Origin of the sequence: Streptomyces tamarix, assembly GCF_032423885.1 — a bacterium.
Taxonomy (GTDB): Bacteria; Actinomycetota; Actinomycetes; order Streptomycetales; family Streptomycetaceae; genus Streptomyces; species Streptomyces tamarix.
Genome location: NZ_JAWCTQ010000004.1, coordinates 101,107 through 125,332 on the forward strand (window position 1 = coordinate 101,107; position 24,226 = coordinate 125,332).

At 74.1% G+C, this 24,226-nt stretch carries 17 protein-coding genes and 2 pseudogenes; 6 read left to right on the forward strand and 13 right to left on the reverse strand.

Translation table 11 applies throughout. The features are described from left to right. Positions 1–186: 186 nt before the first annotated feature. The 6 genes and pseudogenes from whiA to uvrA form a co-directional block, all read right to left on the reverse strand. Positions 187–1,176: a DNA-binding protein WhiA gene (whiA, locus tag RND61_RS04925; protein WP_010472975.1), complete on the reverse strand. Its 990-nt coding sequence runs from the start codon at positions 1,174–1,176 to the stop codon at positions 187–189. Further along, positions 1,167–2,189: a gluconeogenesis factor YvcK family protein gene (locus tag RND61_RS04930; protein ID WP_315876443.1), complete on the reverse strand. Its 1,023-nt coding sequence runs from the start codon at positions 2,187–2,189 to the stop codon at positions 1,167–1,169. The genes whiA and RND61_RS04930 overlap by 10 nt, the downstream gene beginning before the upstream one ends. After that, the gene (rapZ, locus tag RND61_RS04935) at positions 2,189–3,160 is read right to left on the reverse strand and encodes an RNase adapter RapZ (protein WP_315876444.1); all 972 of its coding nucleotides are present in this window, start codon (positions 3,158–3,160) and stop codon (positions 2,189–2,191) included. Before rapZ ends, RND61_RS04930 begins: the two co-directional genes overlap by 1 nt. Beyond that, entirely contained in the window at positions 3,135–5,186 is a 2,052-nt protein-coding gene (gene uvrC, locus RND61_RS04940) for an excinuclease ABC subunit UvrC (protein ID WP_315876445.1), read from the reverse strand. Before uvrC ends, rapZ begins: the two co-directional genes overlap by 26 nt. Before the next feature lie 279 nt (positions 5,187–5,465). After that, positions 5,466–6,173 carry a Rieske (2Fe-2S) protein gene (locus RND61_RS04945; protein WP_315876617.1) on the reverse strand — a complete coding sequence of 236 codons (708 nt, stop codon included), beginning with the start codon at positions 6,171–6,173 and terminating at the stop codon, positions 5,466–5,468. After that, positions 6,165–9,083: pseudogene (gene uvrA, locus RND61_RS04950) on the reverse strand (excinuclease ABC subunit UvrA); the annotation flags it as partial. The gene RND61_RS04945 and the pseudogene uvrA, both read right to left, overlap by 9 nt. Positions 9,084–9,282: 199 nt before the next feature. Between uvrA and RND61_RS04955 the strand changes: the two are divergent. The 3 genes from RND61_RS04955 (at position 9,283) to RND61_RS04965 (ending at position 12,110) form a co-directional block, all read left to right on the forward strand. Beyond that, positions 9,283–9,972, forward strand: a complete 690-nt coding sequence (locus tag RND61_RS04955; RefSeq protein WP_315876446.1) for a maleylpyruvate isomerase family mycothiol-dependent enzyme — start codon at positions 9,283–9,285, stop codon at positions 9,970–9,972. Positions 9,973–9,981: 9 nt separating this feature from the next. Further along, complete coding sequence (locus tag RND61_RS04960; RefSeq protein ID WP_315876448.1) at positions 9,982–10,638, forward strand: MBL fold metallo-hydrolase; 657 nt, start codon at positions 9,982–9,984, stop codon at positions 10,636–10,638. Between the two features lie 179 nt (positions 10,639–10,817). Beyond that, on the forward strand, positions 10,818–12,110 hold the full coding sequence (locus RND61_RS04965; protein ID WP_315876619.1) for an MFS transporter: 1,293 nt from the start codon (positions 10,818–10,820) through the stop codon (positions 12,108–12,110). A gap of 101 nt (positions 12,111–12,211) precedes the next feature. Here the strand turns inward: RND61_RS04965 and RND61_RS04970 are convergent, their stop codons facing one another. The 5 genes from RND61_RS04970 to RND61_RS04990 all read right to left on the reverse strand — a co-directional run bounded on the left by RND61_RS04970 (position 12,212) and on the right by RND61_RS04990 (position 19,607). Next, entirely contained in the window at positions 12,212–13,192 is a 981-nt protein-coding gene (locus RND61_RS04970; RefSeq protein ID WP_315876449.1) for a TerC family protein, read from the reverse strand. A 283-nt stretch (positions 13,193–13,475) separates the two neighbouring features. Then, the gene (locus RND61_RS04975) at positions 13,476–15,524 is read right to left on the reverse strand and encodes a TerD family protein (RefSeq protein ID WP_315876450.1); all 2,049 of its coding nucleotides are present in this window, start codon (positions 15,522–15,524) and stop codon (positions 13,476–13,478) included. A gap of 125 nt (positions 15,525–15,649) precedes the next feature. Further along, positions 15,650–16,228: a TerD family protein gene (locus tag RND61_RS04980; RefSeq protein ID WP_315876451.1), complete on the reverse strand. Its 579-nt coding sequence runs from the start codon at positions 16,226–16,228 to the stop codon at positions 15,650–15,652. Between the two features lie 187 nt (positions 16,229–16,415). Further along, a complete protein-coding gene (gene uvrB / locus RND61_RS04985) occupies positions 16,416–18,578 on the reverse strand; it encodes an excinuclease ABC subunit UvrB (RefSeq protein ID WP_315876452.1) in 2,163 nt (720 codons plus the stop codon). Positions 18,579–18,647: 69 nt separating this feature from the next. Continuing rightward, positions 18,648–19,607: an MHYT domain-containing protein gene (locus RND61_RS04990; RefSeq protein WP_315876453.1), complete on the reverse strand. Its 960-nt coding sequence runs from the start codon at positions 19,605–19,607 to the stop codon at positions 18,648–18,650. Between the two features lie 144 nt (positions 19,608–19,751). Here RND61_RS04990 and RND61_RS04995 point away from each other — a divergent pair, with 144 nt between their 5' ends. From RND61_RS04995 to RND61_RS05005, 3 genes and pseudogenes are all read left to right on the forward strand, one after another. Beyond that, positions 19,752–20,306 carry a methylated-DNA--[protein]-cysteine S-methyltransferase gene (locus tag RND61_RS04995; RefSeq protein ID WP_315876454.1) on the forward strand — a complete coding sequence of 185 codons (555 nt, stop codon included), beginning with the start codon at positions 19,752–19,754 and terminating at the stop codon, positions 20,304–20,306. 396 nt (positions 20,307–20,702) lie between these two features. Further along, positions 20,703–21,614 (forward strand): annotated as a pseudogene (locus RND61_RS05000) (pseudouridine-5'-phosphate glycosidase); the annotation flags it as partial. Positions 21,615–21,793: 179 nt separating this feature from the next. Next, positions 21,794–22,687, forward strand: coding sequence for a carbohydrate kinase family protein (locus RND61_RS05005; RefSeq protein ID WP_315876455.1), 894 nt, complete (start codon positions 21,794–21,796; stop codon positions 22,685–22,687). Positions 22,688–22,736: 49 nt separating this feature from the next. Here the strand turns inward: RND61_RS05005 and RND61_RS05010 are convergent, their stop codons facing one another. Together RND61_RS05010 and RND61_RS05015 are read right to left on the reverse strand one after the other, a co-directional pair. After that, positions 22,737–23,369: a uridine kinase gene (locus RND61_RS05010; RefSeq protein WP_315876456.1), complete on the reverse strand. Its 633-nt coding sequence runs from the start codon at positions 23,367–23,369 to the stop codon at positions 22,737–22,739. 107 nt (positions 23,370–23,476) lie between these two features. Next, complete coding sequence (locus RND61_RS05015) at positions 23,477–24,145, reverse strand: winged helix-turn-helix transcriptional regulator (RefSeq protein WP_315876457.1); 669 nt, start codon at positions 24,143–24,145, stop codon at positions 23,477–23,479. Between the last annotated feature and the right edge of the window lie 81 nt (positions 24,146–24,226).

Genomic DNA, 24,226 nt, shown 5'->3' on the forward strand with positions numbered 1-24,226 from the left:
GTTTGGGATGTCCCCGACCGCCTCCGACCCTACCTCTCCCGGGCCTCCGGAGTGACATCGAGCGCACCGGGACGACCGGATCGTGGGAACCTACCGCCGGGTAGTCAAACGTGCGGTACATCCGCCCATATGTGCATACGACAACCCCCGCCGTACGCGTACGGCGGGGGTGGCGGGAGGGCGGGGTCAGCCGACGAGGCCGTCGGCCATCTCCTCCGTCAGGTTCGACTCCGTGCCCGGGATGCCCAGGTCCTGGGCGCGCTTGTCGGCCATGGCGAGGAGGCGGCGGATGCGGCCCGCGACGGCGTCCTTGGTGAGCGGCGGGTCGGCGAGGGCGCCCAACTCCTCCAGCGACGCCTGCTTGTGCTCCATGCGCAGCCGCCCGGCCGCCGCGAGGTGCTCCGGCACGTCCTCGCCGAGGATCTCCAGGGCGCGCTGGACCCGGGCGCCGGCGGCCACGGCGGCGCGGGCCGAGCGGCGCAGGTTGGCGTCGTCGAAGTTGGCGAGCCGGTTGGCCGTGGCGCGGACCTCGCGGCGCATCCGCCGCTCCTCCCAGGCCAGTACGGACTCGTGGGCGCCGAGCCGGGTCAGCAGGGCGCCGATCGCGTCGCCGTCGCGGACGACGACCCGGTCCACGCCCCGCACCTCGCGGGCCTTGGCGGCGATGGAGAGCCGACGGGCGGCGCCGACCAGGGCGAGCGCGGCCTCCGGGCCGGGGCAGGTGACCTCCAGGGAGGAGGACCGGCCGGGCTCGGTGAGCGAGCCGTGCGCCAGGAAGGCACCGCGCCAGGCGGCCTCGGCGTCACAGGTCGCGCCGGAGACGACCTGCGGGGGCAGACCCCGGATCGGTCTGCCCCGACCGTCGACGAGGCCCGTCTGGCGGGCCAGCTGGTCGCCGCCCGCCACCACGCGCACCACGAAGCGGGAGCCGCGCCGCAGCCCGCCCGGGGCCATGACGATCAGCTCCGAACCGTGCCCGAAGATCTCCGCGATGTCCCGCTTCAGGCGGCGCGCCGCCATCGCCGTGTCCAGCTCCGCCTCGATCACGATCCGGCCGCTCACCAGGTGCAGGCCGCCGGCGAACCGCAGGATCGACGAGACCTCGGCCTTTCTGCAGCAGGTGCGGGTGACGGGGAGCCGGGAGATCTCGTCCTTCACCGCTGCCGTCATCGCCATGGGCCGATCCTTCCATGCATCCGAAAAATACGGTCGTACGCGGCGGCCAGCAGCTCCGGGTCGTGCTTGGGCAGGCCGTCCTTCCTGGCCACCGGGGCCAGCTCGACCGCTGCGCCGAGCCGCTTCGCGGCGTCCGCCAGCGACTCGCGGTCGGGCACGGCGGCCTCGTCGGCCAGCACCACGTCCAGGGCGAGTTTAGGGGCGTGTCGGGCCAAAACCTCCAAATGACGCTGCGGAGAGAACCCGGCGGTTTCACCGGGTTGCGGCGCGAGGTTCAACGACAGGACCCTGCGGGCCTTCGTCTCCACGAGCGCGTCCAGCAGCTCCGGCACCAGGAGGTGCGGGATCACCGAGGAGAACCACGAGCCCGGTCCGAGGACCACCCAGTCGGCGTCCAGGACCGCGGCGACGGCCTCCGGGACGGCCGGCGGGTCGTGGGGCACCAGGTGCACCGACTGGACCTCGCCGGGCGTGAGCGCCACGGTCGCCTGGCCGCGCACGGTGTCCACGTCGTCCGGCCGGGCCGGGTCGTGGCCCTTGACGAGGGCCTGGAGCTCCAGCGGCACGGCGGACATGGGCAGCACCCTGCCCTGCGCGCCGAGCAGCCTACCGACCAGGTCCAGCGCCTGCACGTGGTCGCCGAGCTGTTCCCACAGGGCGACGATCAGCAGGTTGCCGACGGCGTGCTCGTGCAGGTCGCCCTTGGACTGGAAGCGGTGCTGGATGACCCGCGCCCAGGTCTGGCCCCACTCGTCGTCGCCGCACAGGGCGGCGAGGGCCTTGCGCAGGTCCCCGGGGGGCAGGACGCCCAGCTCCTCGCGGAGCCGGCCGCTGGACCCGCCGTCGTCGGCGACGGTGACCACCGCGGTCAGGTCGCCGGTGATCCGGCGCAGGGCGGCGAGGGACGCGGACAGGCCCATGCCCCCGCCGAGCGCGACGACCTTCGGCTGTGCGCCGCGTCTGCGCAGCGTGCGAGCGGACAGGGTGCTCGCGCGCCGCCGGTACGGGCGCATCACTCGCGCCCCATGTCCCGGTGCACGACGACGGTCTCGACCCCTTCCGAGGCGAGCCGGGCGGCGAGCTTCTCGGACATGGCGACGGAGCGGTGCTTGCCACCCGTACAGCCGACGGCGACGGTGACGTACCGCTTGCCCTCGCGGCGGTACCCGGCGGCGATCAGCTGGAGCAGCTCCGTGTACCGGTCGAGGAACTCCTTGGCGCCCGGCTGGTTGAAGACGTAACCGGACACCTCCTCGTTGAGCCCGGTGAAGGGGCGCAGCTCGGGCACCCAGTGCGGGTTGGGCAGGAAGCGGCAGTCGACGACGAGGTCGGCGTCGACGGGCAGGCCGTACTTGTAGCCGAACGACATGACCGTGGCCCGCAGCTCGGGCTCCTCGTCGCCGGCGAACTGGGCGTCCATCTTGGCGCGCAGCTCGTGCACGTTGAGGCTGGAGGTGTCGATCACCAGGTCGGCGTCGCCGCGCAGCTCGCGCAGCAGGTCGCGCTCGGCGGCGATGCCGTCGACGATGCGGCCGTCACCCTGGAGCGGGTGGGGGCGGCGCACGGACTCGAAGCGGCGCACGAGCGCGTCGTCGGACGACTCCAGGAAGACGATGCGGCGCGTCACCTGCTTGGCGTCGAGGTCGGCGAGGGACTCGCGGAGGTTGTCGAAGAACTGGCGGCCGCGGACGTCGACGACGACGGCGATGCGGGCGACGTTGCCCTGCGAGCGGGCACCGAGCTCGACCATGGTCGGGATCAGGGCGGGCGGCAGGTTGTCCACGACGAACCAGCCGAGGTCCTCCAGGCACTTCGCGGCCGTGCTGCGCCCGGCGCCGGACATGCCGGAGATGATCACCAGCTCGGGGATGGCCGCCTCGGCGGCCTCGCCGGCCTCGATCGTCGTGCCCGTACTCACGTCTGCTGCTCCGTCTTCTCGGTCGTCCTGCGCGGTGTGGTCATTCATGCCCGGATGCCCGTCCATGTGCGATTCCCCCGTCGTCGTCTTCAATGATCTCTCCTGTCGCCGTGTTCACGGCGGGAGCGGCCGGGGCCGCCTGGGCGAGGGCGACGGCGACGGCTTCGGCGGTCTTGCGCCCGAAGCCGGGCACCTCGCAGATCTGCTCGATTGTCGCCTGCCGGAGCCGTTTCACCGAACCGAAATGCTTGACCAACGCCCGTTTGCGCGCGTCACCGAGGCCCGGGACGTCGTCCAGGGGGCTGGTGCGCAGCCGTTTGCCGCGCTTGCCGCGCTGGTAGCGGATGGCGAAGTCGTGGGCCGTGTCGCGGATCCGCTGGAGGAGGTACAGGCCCTCGCTGGTGCGGGGCAGGACCACCGGGTCGTCCTCGTCGGGCAGCCAGACCTCTTCGAGCCGCTTGGCCAGCCCGCACACGGCGACGTCGTCGACGCCCAGCTCGTCGAGGGCCCGGCGGGCGGCGGCGACCTGCGGCTTCCCGCCGTCGACGACGACGAGCTGGGGCGGGTAGGCGAACTTCCTCGGCCGGCCGTTCTCCTCGGCGGAGGCGGGGTCCGCGGCGTCGGCGGGGACCTCGCCGCCCTCGGCGAGCCACTCCCCCGTCCGCTCCTTCTCCGCGAGGTAGCGGCGGAAGCGGCGGCTGACCACCTCGTGCATGGAGCGGACGTCGTCCTGCCCCTGGCCGTGCCAGACCTGCGTGTCCCCGACGCGGCCCTTGATCTCGAAGCGGCGGTACTCGCTCTTGCGGGGCAGCCCGTCCTCGAAGACGACCATGGAGGCGACGACGTCCTCGCCGTGGAGGTGGGAGATGTCGAAGCACTCGATGCGCAGCGGGGCCGCGTCCAGGCCGAGGGCGTCGGCGATCTCCTCCAGGGCGCGGGAGCGGGTGGTGAGGTCGCTGGCGCGCTTGGTCCTGTGGAGGACGAGGGCCTGCCGGGCGTTGCGCCCGACGGTCTCCATCAGGTCCTTCTTGTCGCCGCGCCGCGGGACGCGCAGGGACACCTGGGAACCGCGGCGGTCGCCCAGCCACTGCGTGACCGCCTCGGGGTCCTCGGGCAGGGCGGGGACCAGGACCTCCTTCGGCACCGCGTCACCGCTCTCCTCGCCGTACAGCTGCTGGAGGGCGTGCTCCACGAGGCCGGCCGTGTCGACGGCCTCGACCTTGTCGGTGACCCAGCCGCGCTGGCCGCGGACCCGGCCCCCGCGGACGTGGAAGATCTGGACGGCGGCCTCCAGCTCGTCCTCCGCGACCGCGATCAGGTCGGCGTCGGTGGCGTCGGCGAGGACGACGGCGTTCTTCTCCATGGCCCGGCGCAGGGCCTCGATGTCGTCGCGGAGGCGGGCGGCCCGCTCGTACTCCATCTCCTCGGCGGCCGCCGTCATCTCCTTCTCCAGGCGGCGGATGTACGTGCCCGTCCGGCCGGCCATGAAGTCGCAGAATTCCTGGGCCAGTTCGCGGTGCTCCTCGGGGTCGATCCGGCCGACGCAGGGCGCCGAGCACTTGCCGATGTAGCCGAGGAGGCAGGGGCGGCCCGTGCGGTTCGCGTTCCGGAACACCCCGGACGTGCACGTGCGGACGGGGAAGACGCGCAGGAGCAGGTCGACGGTCTCGCGGATGGCCCACGCGTGCGCGTACGGCCCGAAGTAGCGCACGCCCTTCTGCTTGTGGCCGCGCATGACCTGGACGCGGGGGAACTCGTCGCCGAGGGTGACGGCGAGGTAGGGGTAGCTCTTGTCGTCGCGGTACTTGACGTTGAAGCGGGGGTCGAACTCCTTGATCCAGGAGTACTCCAGCTGGAGCGCCTCCACCTCCGTGGAGACCACCGTCCACTCCACGGACGCGGCCGTGGTGACCATGGTCCGCGTGCGCGGGTGCAGGCCCGCCAGGTCCTGGAAGTAGTTGGCGAGGCGCTGGCGCAGGGACTTGGCCTTGCCGACGTAGATCACGCGGCCGTGCTCGTCACGGAACTTGTAGACCCCCGGCGAGTCGGGGATCTGTCCCGGTTCGGGGCGGTAGGTGGAGGGGTCTGCCATGCCTCACACCCTACTGGCGCACACCGACAGACCAGCCGGGTCGTCCGGGGCCGGGCCGGGGGGGCGGACCGGTGCGGTCGGCCGGTCCGGCGGCCGGCGGGAGCGGGGCGGGAGCAACCCGGGTGGACGGCCGGGCGCGGACGCGGAAGCAGCCCCGGCAGGCGGTCGGCCGGCCCGGCGGCCGGCAGGGGCGGGGGCGGGCGGTCGGGAGCGGGCCGGGCGGGCGCGGGAGCGGCCTCGGCGGGCGGGCGGGGCCGCCGGGGCCCGGCGGTGGGGCGGTCAGTCCTGCGGGCCGGCGATGAGCTTGCCGTCCCTGACCGTGACGGGCACCTCGGGCAGCGGGACGGTCGCGGGGCCCCTGAGGACCTTGCCGGTGGTGACGTCGAAGCGGCTGCCGTGGCAGGGGCAGTTGCCCTCGTTCTCCTCGATCTTGTCGAGGACACAGCCCGCGTGGGTGCACTGGGCGCTGAACGCCTTGTACTCGCCCCGGGCGGGGCAGTGCACGAGGAGGCGCTGTTCGCGGTAGAGCCGGGCGCCGCCGACGGGCACCTCGGCGGCCGTGCCGAGGTCGACGGGCGCGGTCGGGGTCGGCGTCCGGGCGTGGCCCAGCTTGGATTCGGTGGAGCAGGCGGCGGCCCCCAGTCCCGCGGCACCGGCGAGGGCGGCGCCTTTCAGCACGGTTCGGCGGGTGGCGGGCTGGCCGGACATGGGCGCTCCAGGGCGTGCGGGAACAGGGGACGCGTCGGTACGACGGGTACGGACCCGACGATACCGACGCAGACCACCGCCCCCGGGCCCGGGTCCCGCCCCGGGGCCGGGGCGGGCGGACCGGAACGGCGGCCGTGCGGACGCCCGCGCGACCCGGTCCCCGCCGCTCGGAGCGGCGGGGTCCGGGCCAGGGGTGGCGGAGGACCCGCCCCCGGGTGGCGGGGGCCGGCCGGCCCGCGGGGGGCCGGGGGCGGCGCAGCGGGCGGTCGAGGCGGCCATGCGCGCCGGGCGCTTGGCCTTCGCCTTCCCCTGCGTCTTCGCCTTCACCGGCGTGGCGTCGCTGATCCGGCTCGGGTCCAGGATGTCGCGGAGGAACTTGCCGGTGTGGCTCGCGGGCACGCCCGCGACCGTCTCCGGCGTGCCCTCGGCGACGACCAGGCCGCCGCCGCTGCCGCCCTCGGGACCCATGTCGACCAGCCAGTCCGCCGTCTTGATCACGTCGAGGTTGTGCTCGATGACGATCACCGTGTTGCCCTTGTCGACCAGGTCCGACAGCACCTTGATCAACTTGGCGATGTCCTCGAAGTGCAGGCCGGTCGTCGGCTCGTCGAGGACGTAGACCGTGCGGCCCGTGGAGCGCTTCTGGAGCTCGCTGGCGAGCTTGACGCGCTGCGCCTCGCCGCCCGACAGGGTCGGCGCGGACTGGCCGAGCCGCACGTACCCCAGGCCGACCTCGTTGAGCGTCTTGAGGTGGCGGGAGATCGTGGGGACGGCCTCGAAGAAGTCCAGGGCCTCCTCGATGGGCATGTCCAGCACCTCGGCGATGGACTTGCCCTTGTAGTGGACCTCCAGGGTCTCCCGGTTGTAGCGCGCGCCGTGGCAGACCTCGCACGGCACGTACACGTCCGGGAGGAAGTTCATCTCGATCTTGATGGTGCCGTCGCCGGAGCAGTTCTCGCAGCGACCGCCCTTGACGTTGAAGGAGAACCGGCCCGGCAGGTAGCCGCGGACCTTCGCCTCCGTCGTCTCGGCGAACAGCTTGCGGATGTGGTCGAAGACACCGGTGTACGTGGCCGGGTTGGACCGCGGGGTGCGGCCGATCGGCGACTGGTCGACGTGGACGACCTTGTCGACGAGGTCGTCGCCGTCCACGCGCGTGTGCCGTCCGGGCACGGACCTGGCGCCGTTCAGCTCGCGCGCCAGATGGGTGTAGAGGATGTCGTTGACCAGCGTCGACTTGCCGGAGCCGGAGACTCCGGTGACCGCCGTGAGCACGCCGAGGGGGAACGACACGTCGATGTCGCGGAGGTTGTTCTCGCGGGCGCCGTGCACGGTCAGCTGCCGGGCGGGGTCGACGGGGCGGCGGGCGTCCGGGACGGGGATGGACCTCCTGCCGGACAGGTACTGCCCGGTCACCGACTTCTCGTTGCCGAGGAGCTGCTCCAGCGGCCCGGAGTGGACGACCTTCCCGCCGTGCTCACCGGCGCCGGGGCCGATGTCCACGACCCAGTCGGCGACCTTGATGGTGTCCTCGTCGTGCTCGACGACGATGAGGGTGTTGCCCATGTCGCGGAGCCGGACGAGGGTCTCGATCAGGCGGTGGTTGTCGCGCTGGTGGAGGCCGATGGACGGTTCGTCGAGCACGTACAGCACGCCCACCAGACCGGAGCCGATCTGGGTGGCGAGCCGGATGCGCTGGGCCTCGCCGCCGGAGAGCGTGCCGGCCGCGCGGTTGAGCGAGAGGTAGTCGAGGCCGACGTCGACCAGGAACCTCAGGCGCTCGTTGACCTCCTTCAGGACCCGCTCGGCGATCTTCTTGTCACGGGCGTTGAGCGTGAGCCGGCCGAGGAAGTCGGCGCACTCGCTGATGGACATGGCGGAGACGTCCGCGATGGACTTGTCCATGATCGTCACGGCGAGGACGATCGGCTTCAGGCGCGTGCCCTCACAGGTGGGGCAGGGCACCTCGCGCATGTAGCCCTCGAAGCGCTCGCGGCTGGAGTCGCTCTCGGCCTCGCTGTGGCGGCGCTTGACGAAGGGGAGGACGCCCTCGAAGGCCGTCGTGTAGGCCCGCTCCCTGCCGTACCGGTTGCGGTACCGCACCTCGACCTGGGTCTTGTGGCCGTGCAGCAGGGCCTTCTTGGCCCGCTGGGGCAGCCCGGCCCACGGGATGTCGGTGCGGAAGCCGAGCGCCTGGGCGAGCGCGTCGACCAGGCGGCCGAAGTACTCCTTGGTGTGGCCGTGCGACCAGGGGTGGATGGCCCCCTCGTCGAGGGAGCGGTCCTCGTCGGGGACGACGAGCTCCGGGTCGACCTCCATGCGCGTGCCGATGCCGGTGCAGTCGGGGCAGGCGCCGAAGGGCGAGTTGAAGGAGAAGGAGCGGGGCTCCAGCTCCTCGAAGGACAGGTCGTCGTACGGGCAGTACAGGTGCTCCGAGTACATCCGCTCGCGTTCGGGGTCGTCCTCGGGGAGGTCGACGAAGTCGAGCACGACCATGCCGCCGGAGAGGCCGAGCGCGGTCTCCACGGAGTCGGTGAGCCGCCGCTTGGCGCTCTCCTTGACCGTGAGGCGGTCGACGACCACCTCGATCGTGTGCTTCTCCTGCTTCTTCAGCTTCGGCGGGTCGGTCAGCGGGACGGTCTGCCCGTCCACCCGGGCGCGGCTGAAGCCCTTGGTCTGGAGGTCGGCGAAGAGGTCGGCGAACTCGCCCTTGCGCTCGCGCACCAGCGGCGACAGGACCTGGAAGCGGCTGCCCTCGGGCAGCTCCAGCACCCTGTCGACGATCGCCTGCGGCGACTGGCGGGAGATCGGCCGGCGGCACTCGGGGCAGTGCGGCTTGCCGATGCGCGCGAAGAGGAGCCGGAGGTAGTCGTAGACCTCCGTGATCGTTCCGACCGTGGAGCGCGGGTTGCGCGAGGTCGACTTCTGGTCGATGGAGACCGCCGGGGAGAGCCCCTCGATGAAGTCGACGTCCGGCTTGTCCATCTGGCCGAGGAACTGCCGGGCGTACGACGAGAGCGACTCGACGTAGCGGCGCTGCCCCTCGGCGAAGATCGTGTCGAACGCGAGGGACGACTTGCCCGACCCCGAGAGCCCGGTGAAGACGATGAGGGAGTCGCGTGGCAGGTCGAGCGAGACGTTCTTCAGGTTGTGCTCGCGCGCGCCACGGACGATGAGACGGTCGGCCACGCCGGGTCCGCACCTTTCTTGAGAGAAGCGGGGGGTAGTACAGCCCCTGCCCCCGACCGCCCCAGCCTATGGGGGCCGCCAGATGGATGACTGCCTGACTTTCAAGGATGCCTCCATCGAGCGTATAGCACGTGCATTCGATTTCAGGTCGCGTTCCACCGCCTTCACCCGAACGAGTGGCGGCGCTACTGTCAGCACCATGATCGATCACGCCCATGACCTGGCCTCCGTACGCGAGGCGACCGATCGGCTGCTCTCGGCGGCCTCCGCGCTCGACGACACCGCCGCCGCGGAGCCGTCCCGCCTCCCCGGCTGGACCCGCGGCCACGTCCTGGCCCACCTCGCCCGCAACGCGGACGCCCTGGTGAACGTCCTGCGCGGCCTGCCCATGTACACGAGCGCCGAGGCCCGCGACGCCGACATCGAGCGCGACGCCCGGCGCCCGCTCGCCGCCCACCTCGACGACCTGCGGTCCAGCGCCGCCCGCTTCCTGGCGGAGGGCGACGCGCCGGCGGACTGGGGCCGCACCGTGGAGCTCCGCAACGGGGTGACCGACCGGGCCGCCCGCGTCCCCTTCCGCCGTCTCGTCGAGGTCGAGCTCCACCACGTCGACCTGGGCGTCGGCTACGAGCTGGAGGACCTGCCGGAGGAGTTCACCGAGCGGGAGATCGTCTTCCTGACGGAGCGGTTCGCCGGCCACCGGGACGTCCCCGCCACCACGGTCACCGCCGACGACGGCCGGACGTGGACGACGGGCGGCGGCGCGGCCGGCGGCCCGGTCGTCGTCCGGGGCCCCGCGGCCGACCTGCTCGGCTGGCTCGCGGGCCGCCGCGACGGCTCCGCGCTGAACGTCTCGAACGGCTCCCTCCCGGCGCTGCCCCCGCTATAGGCTGGCCCCATGACGTACAGCGGAGCGGTGAAGGTCGGCGGACCCGCGGACGTGCACGAACTGGCGGACCTGATCATCTCGAAGGTCGCCGTCGGACCGATGGACAACAACGCGTACCTGCTGCGCTGCCGGGCCACCGGCGAGCAGTTGCTGATCGACGCGGCCAACGAGCCGCGGACCCTGCTCCGGCTGATCGGTGACGACGGCATCGCGGCCGTCGTCACCACCCACCGCCACCACGACCACTGGTACGCGCTGCGCGAGGTGGTGGCGGCCACCGGGGCCCGCACGTACGCGGGGCGGTACGACGCCGAGGGGATCGACGTGCCGACGGACGTCCTCGTCGAGGACGGCGACACGGTCCGGGTGGGCCGGGTGGAGCTGACGGCGCGCCGCATGACCGGGCACACGCCCGGCTCGATCACGCTGATCTACGACGACCCGCACGGCCACCCGCACGCCTTCACCGGCGACTGCCTGTTCCCCGGGGGCGTCGGGAACACCCACAAAGACCCGGAGGCGTTCGCGAGCCTGCTCCACGACGTGGAGACCAAGCTGTTCGACGCCCTGCCGGACGAGACGTGGGTCTACCCGGGCCACGGCCGGGACACGACGCTGGGCGACGAGCGCCCGCAGCTCCCGGAGTGGCGCGCGCGGGGCTGGTGACGCGCCCGGATACCGCCCCCGCGCGCCCGGTACCGTCCCCCGCGCGTCCGTGCGCCCCGTGACCGGGGCGCGGCCCGGACGGTTGGCGCGGCATGCGCCACAGTCACACGCCCGCGTCCTCGGAGCCGCCCCGGCGGCCGTCGGGGCAACCGCCGGGGCGGTCCCCGGCCGGGCCGCCCATGGGGCGGCTGGCGGCGGCCTCCCTCGCCGGGACCGCCGTCGAGTTCTACGACTTCTACGTCTACGGGACCGCCGCCGCGCTGGTCCTGGGGCCCTTGTTCTTCCCCACGTTCTCGCCGCTGGCGGGGACGCTCGCCGCCTTCGGGACCTTCGCGGTGGGCTTCGTCTCGCGCCCCCTGGGAGCGGTGGTCTTCGGCCACGTCGGCGACCGGCGCGGGCGGCGGCCGGTGCTCTTCGCGTCCCTGGCGCTGACCGGCGCGGCGACGGTCGCGGTGGGCTGCGTCCCGTCGTACGCGGTGATCGGGCCGGCGGCCCCGGTGTTGCTCCTGGTGCTGCGCTTCCTCCAGGGGCTGGGGTTGGGCGGCGAGTGGGGCGGGGCGGTGCTGCTGGCCGGGGAGCACGCCCCGCGGCGGCGACGGGCGCTGTGGGCGAGCTTTCCGCAGGTCGGCCCGTCCGTGGGGTTCCTGCTGGCGAACGGGGTGATGCTGGCGCTCTCGGCGGGGTTGAGCGACGCGGCGTTCCGGTCGTGGGGGTGGCGGGTGCCGTTCTGGGCGGCGGGCCTGCTCGCGCTGGGCGGGCTGCTGCTGCGGTCGTCCCTGGCGGAGACGCCCCAGTTCCGGGAGCTGGCGGAGACGGGGCGGCGGGCGGGCGCCCCGTTCCTGGAGGTGGTGCGCGGGCACTGGCGGCTGCTGCTGCTCACGGCGGGGGCGCTGGCCGTGGGGTACGCCGTGTTCTACGCGGTGTCCACCTGGGCGCTGGCGTACGGCACGGAGCGGCTCGGCGTGAGCCGCACGGTCATGCTGGGGTGCGTGATGGCGGCGGTGGCCGTGCAGGGCGCGGTGACGCCGTTCGCGGCGATGCTGGGCGACCGGTACGGCCGGCGGCCGATGTGCCTGGCGGGGTGCACGGTGTGCGCGCTGTGGATGTTCCCGATGGTGGGGCTGCTGCACACGGGGCGGCCGGTGCTGATGTTCCTGGCGATCCTGGTGGCGCTGCTGGCGTTCATCACGATGTTCGCGGTCATCGGCGCGTACCTGCCGGAGCTGTACGAGCCGCGGGTGCGGTGCACGGGGGCGGCGGTGGGCTACAACCTGGCGGGGGTGCTCGGCGGGGCGCTGACGCCGGTGGTGGCGACGGCCGCCGCGGGCGGTTCCGGGCCGCCGTGGAGCGTGGCGGCGTATCTGGCGGGGGTCGCGGTGGTGAGCCTGGGCTGCTTCGCGCTGCTCCCGGAGACCGTGCCGGCGGCGGGCGCGGGGAGGCGCGGCCGGGCGGGGGAGCCGGCGACCGCGTGAGAGTCGGGGCGGGACGGCCCGCCCGGGGCTCCCGCCGGTGAACGCACGGCACCGGCCGGGTCGTCGAACGACCCGGCCGGTGCCGTGCGTTTCCGGTTGTGTCAGACCTTCGTGGAGTCGGTCTCCTTCTCGCCCTCGGCGGACTGCCGGCGGGAGGCGATGAGGCTGGTGATCGTGGTGATGATCAGGACACCGCAGATGACCGCCAGCGAGAACGGGATGGAGATCTCCGGGACGTGCACCCCCGACTCGTGCAGGGCGTGCAGCACCAGCTTCACGCCGATGAAGCCGAGGATGACGGAGAGGCCGTAGCTGAGGTGGACCAGCTTCTTGAGCAGGCCGCCGATGAGGAAGTACAGCTGCCGCAGACCCATCAGGGCGAAGGCGTTCGCGGTGAAGACGATGTACGGGTCCTGGGTCAGGCCGAAGATCGCGGGGATCGAGTCCAGCGCGAACAGCACGTCCGTGGTGCCGATGGCGAGCATGACCACCATCAGCGGGGTCAGCACCCGCTTGCCGTTGACCTGGAGGAACAGCTTCGTGCCGTGGTAGCGGTCGGCGACGCCGAAGCGCTGCTCGATCGACTTGAGGAGACGATTCTCCTCGTACTCCTCGTCGGGCTCGTCGGAGGATGCCTCCTTGATCAGCTTCCAGGCGGTGTAGATCAGGAACGCGCCGAAGATGTAGAAGACCCACGAGAAGCTGGCGATGATCGCGGCGCCGGCGGCGATGAACACGGCCCGCAGGACGAGCGCGATGAGCACGCCGATCAGCAGCACCCGCTGCTGGAGGTGGGACGGCACGGAGAACTTCGCCATGATCAGGACGAAGACGAAGAGGTTGTCGACGCTCAGCGACTTCTCGGTGATGAAGCCGGCGAAGAACTCGCCGGACGCCTTGCTCTCGCCGAAGAAGAGCAGGCCGAGGCCGAACAGCACGGCGAGGACGATCCATACGGCCGTCCAGATCCCGGCTTCTTTGATCGACACGTCATGGGGCTTGCGCCCGATGAGGAAGTCGACCGCGATCAGGGCGATGAGACCGAGAACGGTCACCGCCCACAAGGTCATAGAAACGTCCATTGCGCCTCCGGCGTCGTACGGCTACTGATCAGCGTCGTCGCTGCCGGAGGTCTCTTCCACCCGGGCACCGCCCGTGGTGCGGGCGGCGCGGGGGCCGGCGCCCCGGGACAGGTCTCCGTCCGACCGGTCCGTACTGACGGGCACGCCGCTGTGTGGGAGTACTCCCCTCCGCGTAAAGGAACCGTACACGAAATACCAAGGATAGGTAAAGCGCCTGGCAAAGGAGAGCCCAAAAGCCCAGTTCAGTGAGGTTGTACGGGGACGGGAGGGGGGCGCGGGGCGGTCAGTGGCGCCGGGTGCGGCGGGCCTCCGCGACGCTCGCGAGGACCTGGTGCAGCACCCGGCTGCCCTGCGGTGTCCGCGGCGGCTCGTACGTCCAGGCGTGCCCCACCCACGGGTCCGCCAGGTGGTCGTCCGGCACCGGGGGGACGCGCAGCAGCGAACGCCACAGCGGGTCCAGCACCGGCCCGTACGCACGGGCGTCCTCGCGGTCGGCGACCATCATCAGGTGCACGCCCACGGCCGGGCCCTCGTCGGCGAGGTACCGCAACCGGGTGACGGCCCGGTCGTCGAAGCCGTGCGGGAAGTCGTGGACGACGAGCAGTTGCTCGGCCGTGTCCAGGTCCGGCGGGAGCGCGTCCGCGCCGGCGCCGCCGCGCACCGCCATCTGCACCAGGTCCACGCGCCGGGTGAGCCGCGCCAGGACCGTCGCCACTCCCCCGGGCCCCGCCGCCGGGGGCTCGGCCAGCACGCCCGAGCCGGTGAGCGGGGCGAACGCGGCGGCGCCCGAGCCGGCCGGGTCGATCACGTGGACGGTGAAGTCGCCCGGCGGGTGGACGGCGAGGAGGCGCGCGACGTGCGCGACGGCCGTGTCGAGGGCGAGGCGGCGCAGCCGGTCCTCGTCCGTGAGCAGGGCCCGCTCCGAGCCGCGGCGACCGCTGTCCACCCACAGGCCGCGCTCCAGGGGAAGCCTGACCAGCAGGGGAATGCGCAGCTCGGGCCGTTCCGGGAGGTGGAGGTCGCCGAGGCGCAGCGCCATCGGGGCCTGTGTGGGGACGCGGTAGGCGTGCCACACCGGATGGTCCCAGCGGGCGAAGGCGGGCGGGAGCGCGGGCTCGACGACGTCGGACTCGGCGGTGAGCTGGGCGAGGTCGCGGTCGAGGGCCTCGCGCGCCCGGCCGGTGAGCTCCCGGCACCTGGCGTCGGCCTCGGCGCGGGCGGCGTCCCCCGTGCCGAGGCGGCTGCGCGGGTCGGACAGGGCGCTGTCCAGCTCCCGCTCCATCCGGGACTCCGCGAAGTCGACGGCGCCCCGGTAGGCGGCGGTCGTACGGGCCAGGTCCTCGAACATGCCCCAGACCTGGTTGTAGAGGCGCTCCTCCATGGACCAGCCGGCGGCGTCGCCGGCGACCGGGGCGGCGGGGGCGCCGGGCGGCACGGGTGGCGCGGACGCGGCCGGCGGGGGCGGGGCGGTCCGGCGGCGGGGGTGCGTGTAGTCGACGGGGCCGACGGGCGGGGCGGACCGGACCGGAACGGACGGGGCGGGCGCGGGCGGGGCAGGAACGGGCGGGGCAGGCGTGGACGGGGCCGAAACGGGCGGGGCAGGCGCGGGCGAGGCGGGCGCGGACGGAGCCGGAACGGGCGGGGCAGGCGCGGGCGAGGCGGGCGCGGACGGAGCCGGAACGGGCGGGGCAGGCGCGGGCGGGGCCGGAACAGGCGGGGCGGGGCGGTGGGGCCGGTCGCCCTCCCCGGTAGGGGGCGGGGGCGCGGCGGCGGCGCGGTCCAGGCCGCGCGCCACGGCGTCCTGGACGGCCGCGGCGAGTTCGGCCGCGCAGGGCACCCCCTGGTCCCGGAACAGCGCGGCGAGGCCGTCCGCGTACCCCTGGCCGACGGCGCGGACCTTCCAGGCGCCCTGTCGGCGGTACAGCTCCAGGGCGATGACGGCGGACTCGGCCTCCAAGCCGGTGAGGGTGTACGTGGCGACCTCGGCGCCGCCGGGCGCGGCGACCGCGACGAAGGGCGCGGCGACGGCGCCGAAGCGGCCGGGCCCGCCCGTGTCCGCGGGCAGGGCCAGCAGGACGGCGACGCGGTGCACACGCGCGGCCAGGGCCTCCAGGTCCACGGTGAGCCGGTGCTCGGTGGCCGCCCGGCGGGACACCTCGACGCCGGGCAGGGCCGGCGCGCCGGGGTGGGCGACCCCCTCCGCTCCGGCGACGGTCCCGGCTGCGTCGGAGAGCACGGCCCCCACCGCCACCGGCACACCGGACGACACCCGGATCTCGAGTCGGGTGTCGGGCAGCGGGTGGTTCTGCCCCCGGACCAGCTCGGCCGTCATCGCCTGTCGTCCCCTCGGTGGTTGCGGCTGGGTGGCGTGCGTCGCGGAACGCGTCGGTGGCGCACGCGTGGCAGCTCCCGGTGGCCGGGCCTCCGGGAGCTGCGGTGCGTAACGCCGGGGTGCGGCTACAGGTGCGGCAGGATCGCCGGCATCAGGTCCTGGAACGTCCGGCCGTTGGACGGGGCGCCGATGGCCGTCATGGTCCAGCCGCCGCCGGTGCGGTGCACCTTCGCCATGATCTGCGCGGTGTACTGGCCACCGCCGTTCAGGGTGTAGCGGGCGAGCTCCTGGCCGTTCGTCTCGTCGACGAGGCGACAGAACGCGTTCTGCACCTCCTGGAACGTCTGGCCGGTGAACGAGTTGACGGTGAAGACGATCTGGTCGATGTGGACCGGGACCCGCTGGAGGTCCACGAGGACCGCCTCGTCGTCGCCGCCCTGGCCCGCGCCGCCCACCAGGTTGTCGCCGGTGTGGCGGACGGAGCCGTCGTCGCTCACCAGGTGGCGGAAGAAGACGACGTCGACGGGGTCCCCGCCGGCGAACAGCACCGCCGACGCGTCGAGGTCGACCTCCCGGGTGCGCGAGCCGAACAGACCGCGGCGCGGCGCCGCCTGCCAACCGAGCCCCATCCGCACCGCGGACAGGGACCCCCCGTCGCTCTTCTGCAGGCTGATGGCCTGGCCCTTGGTCAAGTTGACCGACACGCGCTGTCCCCTCTCTTCAGCGTTCCCCGCGGCCGCCCTGTGGTGGGGGCGCGGTTGCGAGCACCCTATGCGGGGGCGCGGCGCCGGCATCACGGCAAGACCCCCTTTGTGTCGGTGTTGCAACACAGCGGACGCGGCGTCCCCGGCCGCGTCCGCGGCGGCGCGCCCCGGCGGGCCGGGAGGCCCGTCAGGCGATGCCCGCCTCCTTCATCTGGCGCAGCTCCTTCTTCAGCTCGCCCACCTCGTCGCGCAGCCGGGCGGCGACCTCGAACTGGAGGTCCGCGGCGGCGGCCCGCATCCGCTCGGTCATCTCCTCGATGATCCCGGCCAGCTCGGCGGCGGGGCGGTCGCTGGTCACGGCGCCCGCGCGGGCCGTCCCGCCCCTGCCGGCCCTGCCGCCGTCCTTGGCCGCCTTCGCCGCCTTCGCCGCCGACCCCAGGGAGGGGACGGGGGCCTTGGCGCCCTTGCCGTCCTTCGACTGGCGGTAGCCCGTGCCCAGCAGTTGCTCCGTGTCGACCTCCTCGCGCGCGAGGGTGACGACGATGTCGTTGATCTTCTTGCGGAGCGGCTGCGGATCGATGCCGTGGGCCTTGTTGTACGCGACCTGCTTCTCTCGGCGGCGGTTGGTCTCGTCGATGGCCTGCGCCATCGCCGGTGTGATCGTGTCCGCGTACATGTGGACCTGGCCCGAGACGTTGCGCGCGGCGCGGCCGATGGTCTGGATGAGGGACGTGCCGGAGCGCAGGAAGCCCTGCTTGTCGGCGTCGAGGATGGCGACCAGGGACACCTCGGGCAGGTCGAGGCCCTCCCGCAGGAGGTTGATGCCGACCAGGACGTCGTACTCGCCGGCGCGCAGCTCGCGCAGCAGCTCGATCCGGCGCAGCGTGTCGACGTCGCTGTGCAGGTAGCGGACCTGGATGCCCAGCTCCAGGAAGTAGTCCGTGAGGTCCTCGGCCATCTTCTTGGTGAGCGTGGTGACCAGGACGCGCTCGTCGCGCTCGGTGCGGAGGCGGATCTCGTGGACCAGGTCGTCGATCTGGCCCTCGGTGGGCTTGACGACGACCTCCGGGTCGACCAGGCCCGTGGGGCGGATGATCTGCTCGACGAACCCGTCGGAGCGGGACAGCTCGTACGGCCCGGGCGTGGCCGACAGGTAGACGGCCTGGCCGATGCGCTCCTGGAACTCCTCCCACTTCAGGGGCCGGTTGTCCAGCGCGGACGGCAGCCGGAAGCCGTGGTCGACGAGGGTCCGCTTGCGGGAGGCGTCGCCCTCGTACATGGCGCCGATCTGCGGCACGGTGACATGGGACTCGTCGATGACCAGCAGGAAGTCCTCGGGGAAGTAGTCGAGGAGGGTGTTGGGCGGGGAGCCGGGCTCGCGCTGGTCGAAGTGCAGCGAGTAGTTCTCGATGCCGGAGCAGGAACCGATCTGGCGCATCATCTCGATGTCGTACGTGGTGCGCATGCGCAGCCGCTGGGCCTCCAGCAGCTTGCCCTGCCGCTCCAGCTCGGCGAGGCGCCCCTCCAGCTCGCGCTCGATGCCGTTGACGGCGCGCTCCATGCGCTCGGGGCCCGCCACGTAGTGGCTGGCGGGGAAGACGTACAGGTGCCGGTCGTCGCTGATGACCTCGCCGGTGAGCGGGTGCAGCGTGGAGAGGGCCTCGATCTCGTCGCCGAACATCTCGATGCGGACGGCGAGCTCCTCGTAGACGGGGAAGATCTCGATCGTGTCGCCGCGCACCCGGAACGTGCCGCGCGTGAAGGCGAGGTCGTTGCGCGTGTACTGGATGTCGACGAAGCGGCGCAGCAGCTCGTCCCGGTCGATCTCGTCGCCGACCTTGAGGGAGACCATCCGGTCGACGTACTCCTGGGGCGTGCCCAGGCCGTAGATGCAGGAGACGGAGGCGACGACGACCACGTCCCGCCGGGTGAGCAGGGAGTTCGTGGCGGAGTGGCGCAGGCGCTCCACCTCCTCGTTGATCGAGGAGTCCTTCTCGATGTACGTGTCCGACTGCGGGACGTACGCCTCGGGCTGGTAGTAGTCGTAGTACGACACGAAGTACTCGACGGCGTTGTTCGGCAGCAGCTCGCGGAACTCGTTCGCCAGCTGCGCGGCCAGGGTCTTGTTCGGCGCCATGACGAGCGTGGGCCGCTGGAGCCGCTCGATCATCCAGGCCGTGGTCGCCGACTTGCCGGTGCCGGTCGCACCGAGCAGGACGACATCCTTCTCACCTGCGCGGATGCGCCGTTCGAGGTCGGCGATGGCCGTGGGCTGGTCACCGCTGGGCTGGTACGGGCTGACGACCTCGAAGGGCGCCACCGAGCGTTCGATCTGGGTTACGGGCCGCATGAGTCCACCGTACGACCCCGCACTGACAGCCGGGCGTCGTCCGCCGGGCCCGCGGCGCACGGCCCCCGGTCAGCGGCCGGCGTCGTGGTCGCGGTGGCGCGGGGCGGGGACGCCGGGGCGGTGCGCGCGCGGGTCGGCGGGGTGCCGCCCGGGCCCGTCGCCGCCGACCAGGGTCGGGTCGAACAGCACGACGACACCCGCGAGGACCAGGAACGCGGCCGGTCCGGCGAGGAGCGGGACGAGGGGCGCCGTACCGCCGTCGGCCGCCACGGTCACGTCGGGCGCGCCGCCCGCGGCGCCGGCGGCTCCCGCGCCCGCCGCGTCCGCGGTCCCGGCGGCTCCGGCCGCGCCCGCCGCTTTGGCCGCGCCCGCCGCTCCGGCCGGGTCCGCCGGGCCGGAGCGACCGGACGCCGCGGTGGCGCCGCCGTGGAGGTGGACGGTGGCGGCGGCCATGCCGGTGTAGTGCATGCCGGTCACCGCGAGGCCCAGGACGAGGCTCGCGCCGACGCTCGCCGCGAACCCCCGGACGCTGACGGTGGCCCACAGCGCCGCGGTGGCCGCCGCCACGGCGATCACCACGGAGAGGGCGACGGTGGGGGTGTGGTACTCGACGCGGCCGGGGAGGCGCATGCCGGCCATGCCGAGGTAGTGCATGGTGGCGATGCCCAGGCCGGTGATGGTGCCGCCGGTGACCAGGGCCATCGCGGTCCGGCCGCGCAGCCCCACGACGAGGATCCCGACGCCGGCCATGAGGATCGCGACGGCGAGGCTGGCGAAGGTGATCGGGCGGTCGTAGCCGATGGGCACCCCCTCGATGCGGAAGCCCGTCATCGCGACGAAGTGCATGGTCCACACTCCGGCGCCGATGGACACGGCGCCGAGGGCGAGCCAGCCGGGGTGGGGGGCTCCGGAGGCGCGCAGGGACCTGGTCGTGCAGCGCAGGCCGAGGGCCCCGCCCAGGCAGGCCATGAGGTAGGCCACCACGGGCGTGATCAGCCCGTGGCTGAATCCTTCGACTGTGCCCCGCATACCCGTGCGCCCCTCACCCCTCGGCCTTCCGCCGCGAACCTGAGCGTGGAGGGTAGTCCACCCGGGCGGCGCCCACGCGGCCGGGCGGCGGGGGCGGGCGGTCTCGCCGACCGCGTTGTCGGTGGCGGCGCGTACCGTGGCGGCATGGACAGCGGCACGCGGGGTGAGGGGCGGACCGTGGAGTGGGCGGTCGTCGGCAGTGGCATCGGGCCGCTGCTGCTGGCGGCCACCGCCGACGGGCTGGTCGGCGTGGTCTTCCACGCGGGCGAGGAGGTCCGGCGCGAGGCGCCGACCCGGCTCGCGGCGCGACTGGGGGCGGAGCCGGTGGAGACTGCGGCGGGACGCCTCGCCGAGCCGATACGGATGCTGGACGCCTACTTCGCGGGCCGCCTCCGGGAGTTCCGGCTGCCCCTGGACTGGTCGCTGACCAGCGGGTTCAACCGGCAGGTGCTGCGTGAGCTGGCGTCCGGGGTGCCGTACGGGACGCTCGTCGGGTACGGGGAGCTGGCCGCCCGGGTCGGGCAGCCCGGTGCCGCGCAGGCCGTGGGTGCGGCGATGGGCGCCAACCCCCTGCCGGTCGTCGTGCCGTGCCACCGCGTGGTGGAGGCGGGCGGCGGGCTCGGCGGGTTCGGCGGCGGGCTGGAGACCAAGCGGCGGCTGCTGGTGCTGGAGGGGGTGCTTCCGGAGCCGCTGTTCTGACGACTGTTCCGGCGGGCGGAGCGGCCGGGCCCGGGCGGTCGGCGCGGGTGGCCGGGCGCGGGCGGCGGCGACGGGGCCGGCGTCCCCACCGGTGACCCGTACCGGTGGCCCGGTGTCTGCGGGCGGCGGGGTCGAGGGCCTGGGTGGCCGGTGTCGCGGGCGCGGTCCGGCACGCCGTACGTGCCGGGGACCGGCGCGCGCGTGACCCGGTCGTCCAGGGCCGTGCCCTGCCGGACGACGCTCGCGTCCCGGTCCGCGTGGAGCAGGCCGCGGTCGGTTGCCGGGGCGTCGTGGGAGTACCGGGGGCGTGAGGGGGCGCGGGAAAGGGGCGTACGGGCGGGGAGCGGCGGGGCCGCCGATGTTTGGGGGTGTGGCCGGCGCGCCAGGGATGGGGGCATGTCCCAGACCGCAGTGGTGTTGTCGGAAGAGGTGCGGGAGGCGCTGGAGGCGCGCCGCCCCGTGGTCGCCCTGGAGTCGACGATCATCGCGCACGGGTTGCCGCGCCCGCGCAACCTGGCCGTCGCCGAGGAGCTGGAGGCGCTCGTACGGTCCGGGGGCGCCGTCCCGGCCACGATCGCCGTGCTGGACGGGGTGCCCCGGATCGGCCTGGACGGGGACCAACTGGAACGGGTCGCGGCGGACGCTTCGTTGCGGAAGCTGGGCCACCGGGACCTGGCGCTCGCGGCGGCGGCGGGTGCGAGCGGGGCGACGACGGTGTCGGCGACGGCGTTCCTGGCGGCGCGGGCGGGCCTGCGGGTGTTCGCGACGGGCGGGCTCGGCGGGGTGCACCGGGAGTGGGCGCGCACGCAGGACGAGTCGGCGGACCTGCGGCTGCTGGCCCGGACGCGGATGACGGTGGTCTGCGCCGGTGTGAAGTCGATCCTCGACGTGCCGGCGACGCTCCAGCGGCTGGAGACGCTCGGCGTGGGCGTGGCCGGGTACGGGACGGACCGCTTCCCCGGCTTCTACCTCGCGTCGTCGGGCGAGCCGGTTGACTGGACGGTGGGGTCGCCGGAGGAGGTGGCGGCGGTCATGCGGGCACAGGACCTGCTCGGCGGGCCCGGGGCGGCGCTGGTCGTCGCCAACCCGGTGCCGGAGGACGAGCAACTGGACCCCCGACTGCACGACCGGGTGCTGGCGGAGGGCCTGGCGGAGTGCCGGGAACGGGGCATCACCGGCCAGGCGGTGACGCCGTTCCTCCTGGAGTACCTGGTGCGGCACACGGACGGGGCGTCACTGGAGGCGAACCTGGCGGCGGTACGGGGCAACGTACGGCTGGCGGCGCGGATCGCGTCGGCGTGGACGGCCGGGGCAGGAGAAGGGCCCGGGACAGGAGAGGTGTCCGGGGCGGGGGCGACGCCCGGGACAGGAGAGGTGCCCGGGGCAGGGGCGACGCCCGGGGTGGAAGAGGCAGCCAGGGCAGGAGAAGGGCCCGGGACAGAAGAGGCGCCCGGGGCGAGCGGGGGCACCGGGGCGGCGGAGGCGCGGTGAGCGGTCTGCTGCTCGTGGGGGACGTGGTCACCGATGTGGTGGCCCGGCACGCCGAACCCCTCGCCCCGGGCACCGACACCGCCGCCCGGATCCGGATCCTGCCGGGCGGGGCGGCGGCGAACGCGGCGTGCTGGGCGGCCCGTTCCGGCTGCTCCGACGTACGGCTGCTGGGGCGGGTCGGCGTGGACGAGGCGGCCTGGCACGAGGCCGCGCTGCGCCGCGCCGGGGTGCGCCCGCTGCTCGTCCGGGACGCGGAGGCGCCGACCGGGACGGTGGTGGCGCTGGTCGACGGGCAGGCCGGCGGGGAGCGGACCTTCCTCACGGACAGCGGCGCGGTGCTGCGGCTCGCCCCCGCCGACTTCTCGCCGCGGCTGCTGGACGGGGTGGCCCACCTGCACCTGTCGGGCTATCTGTTCTTCGCCGCGACCAGCCGGGACACGGCGGTGCTCGCGACGGCCGCGGCGCGGGAACGGGGCGTTCCGGTGAGCGTGGACCCGGCGTCCACCGGGTTCGTCGGCGCGTTGGGCGTCGACCGGTTCCTGGGGGCCGTGGCCGGTGCGGACGTGCTGTTCCCGAACGCCGACGAGGCGGCGCTGCTGACGGGCCTGCCCGCTCCGGAGGCGGCGGCCGCCGCGCTGAGCCGCCGCCACCGGCTGGTCGCGATCACCCTCGGCCCGGAGGGCGCGCTGGTCGCGGAGGCCGGCGCGGTGGTCGCGCGGGTGCCGGCGCCGCGGGTGCGGCCGGTCGACACCACGGGCGCGGGCGACGCCTTCGCGGGCGGTTTCCTGGCGGCCCGGCTGGCCGGCGCGACGGTGGCGGAGGCCGCGGCGGCGGGGTGCCGGGCGGGCGCGGAGGCGGTGACGGTGGTGGGCGGGCGCCCGGCGCGGTGACGGCAAGACGCCGGGCGGGCCGGTCGCGGCGCGGTGGCCGCGCGGCCGGTCACGGCAGGCCGGTCCAGGCCGGGTGGCGCGGGTCGTCGGCGCGTACGACCACGTCGGCGGCGTCCGCCGGGGCGACCTCCTCCTCGTACCGCTCGAAGGCCGGTAGCGTCCAGCGTTCGGGCGTGCGGCGGGCCAGCGCGGCGCGCGAGAGCCGCAGGTGCACGGTGAGGTCGAACGGGAACCAGTGCCCGAGCAGGAACGGCCCGTGCAGCAGCAGGACGCCGCCGGGCGCGAGCTCCCGGTACGGGCTGCGGGTGGCGCGGTCGGTGACCGGGTCCCACAGGTCGGGCAGGACGCGTCCGCTGCCGCCCGGCTCCAGCGGTCCGAACACCTCCCGCCACAGCGCGCCGGTGTCGAACCACCCGTCGTAGTACGCGTCGGGGTCCTCCTTGCCGTACTCGAACCGCAGCGACGCCGGGCGCAGGAACCCGGACGTGCCGACCCGGATCACCTCCCGCCCGCGCAGCCGCAGTTCCTGCGCCACGCCGTCCGCCAGGTCGCCGGGCCGGGCGGCGGGGGCGCCGTCCACGGCGACCTTCAGCCAGGGGCCCCCGTCGGCGGGGCTCAGGCCGTCCAGGCGTTCGGCGAGCGCGTCGGTGAGCCGTTCCCAGGTGATCGGTTCCAGTCGCACGCCCCCATCCTGCCAAGGAGGACCGGCACCGCGGACGGCGGACGACAGCGGACGGCGGACGGCGGACGGCGGACGGCGGACGGCGAACGACAGCGGGCGGCGGCCGGTCAGCCCCGGCCGGTCTCGCCCCGGAGCGCGGCGGCCAGCGGGCTCTCCCCCGCCACCTCGACGCGCCCGGCCTTCACCCCCGCCGTCAGCGTCAGTTCGCCGCCGCCCACCGCCACGCAGGTCGCTGCGTCCATGCGCAGCCGCGCGTCCGGCGCCTCGGCGGGCCCGTCCCCGTAGGCGGGCCCGCCGTCGTCGCCGAGGCGGACGTGGAACACGCCCTCGTCCAGGCGGACCTCCACCGTCCCGGACCCGCCGACCGCCTCCAGCGCGTCGAGCAGCGGCACCGCGCACCAGTGCGCCCGCACGGCGTCCGTGGGGCGGGGCCCGTCCAGCGCGGGGGCGCCCCAGCGCGCGAGGGCGCGCAGCACGGGCAGCAGTTCGCGGCCGCGGCCGGTGAGCTCGTACACGTACGCGGACGAGGGGGGCGGCAGGCGGCGGCGGGTGGCGAGGCCGTCGCGCTCCATGTCCCTCAGGCGCGTGGCGAGCATGTCGGTGCTGACACCGGGCAGGTCGGCGTGGAGGTCGGTGTAGCGGCGGGGGCCGGCGAGGAGTTCGCGGACGATCAGCAGGGTCCAGCGGTCGCCGACGGCGTCGAGGGCGCGGGCAGCGGCGCAGTACTGGTCGTAGCTGCGGCGGCGGTCGGCGGAACGCGTGCTCGGACGTGGCATGCGACGCAGTCTAGACGTCTTGTTGGACTTTCCAAGCTCCCACTTGGTAAAACCAAGCAACACCCTTTCCGTGGAGGTCGC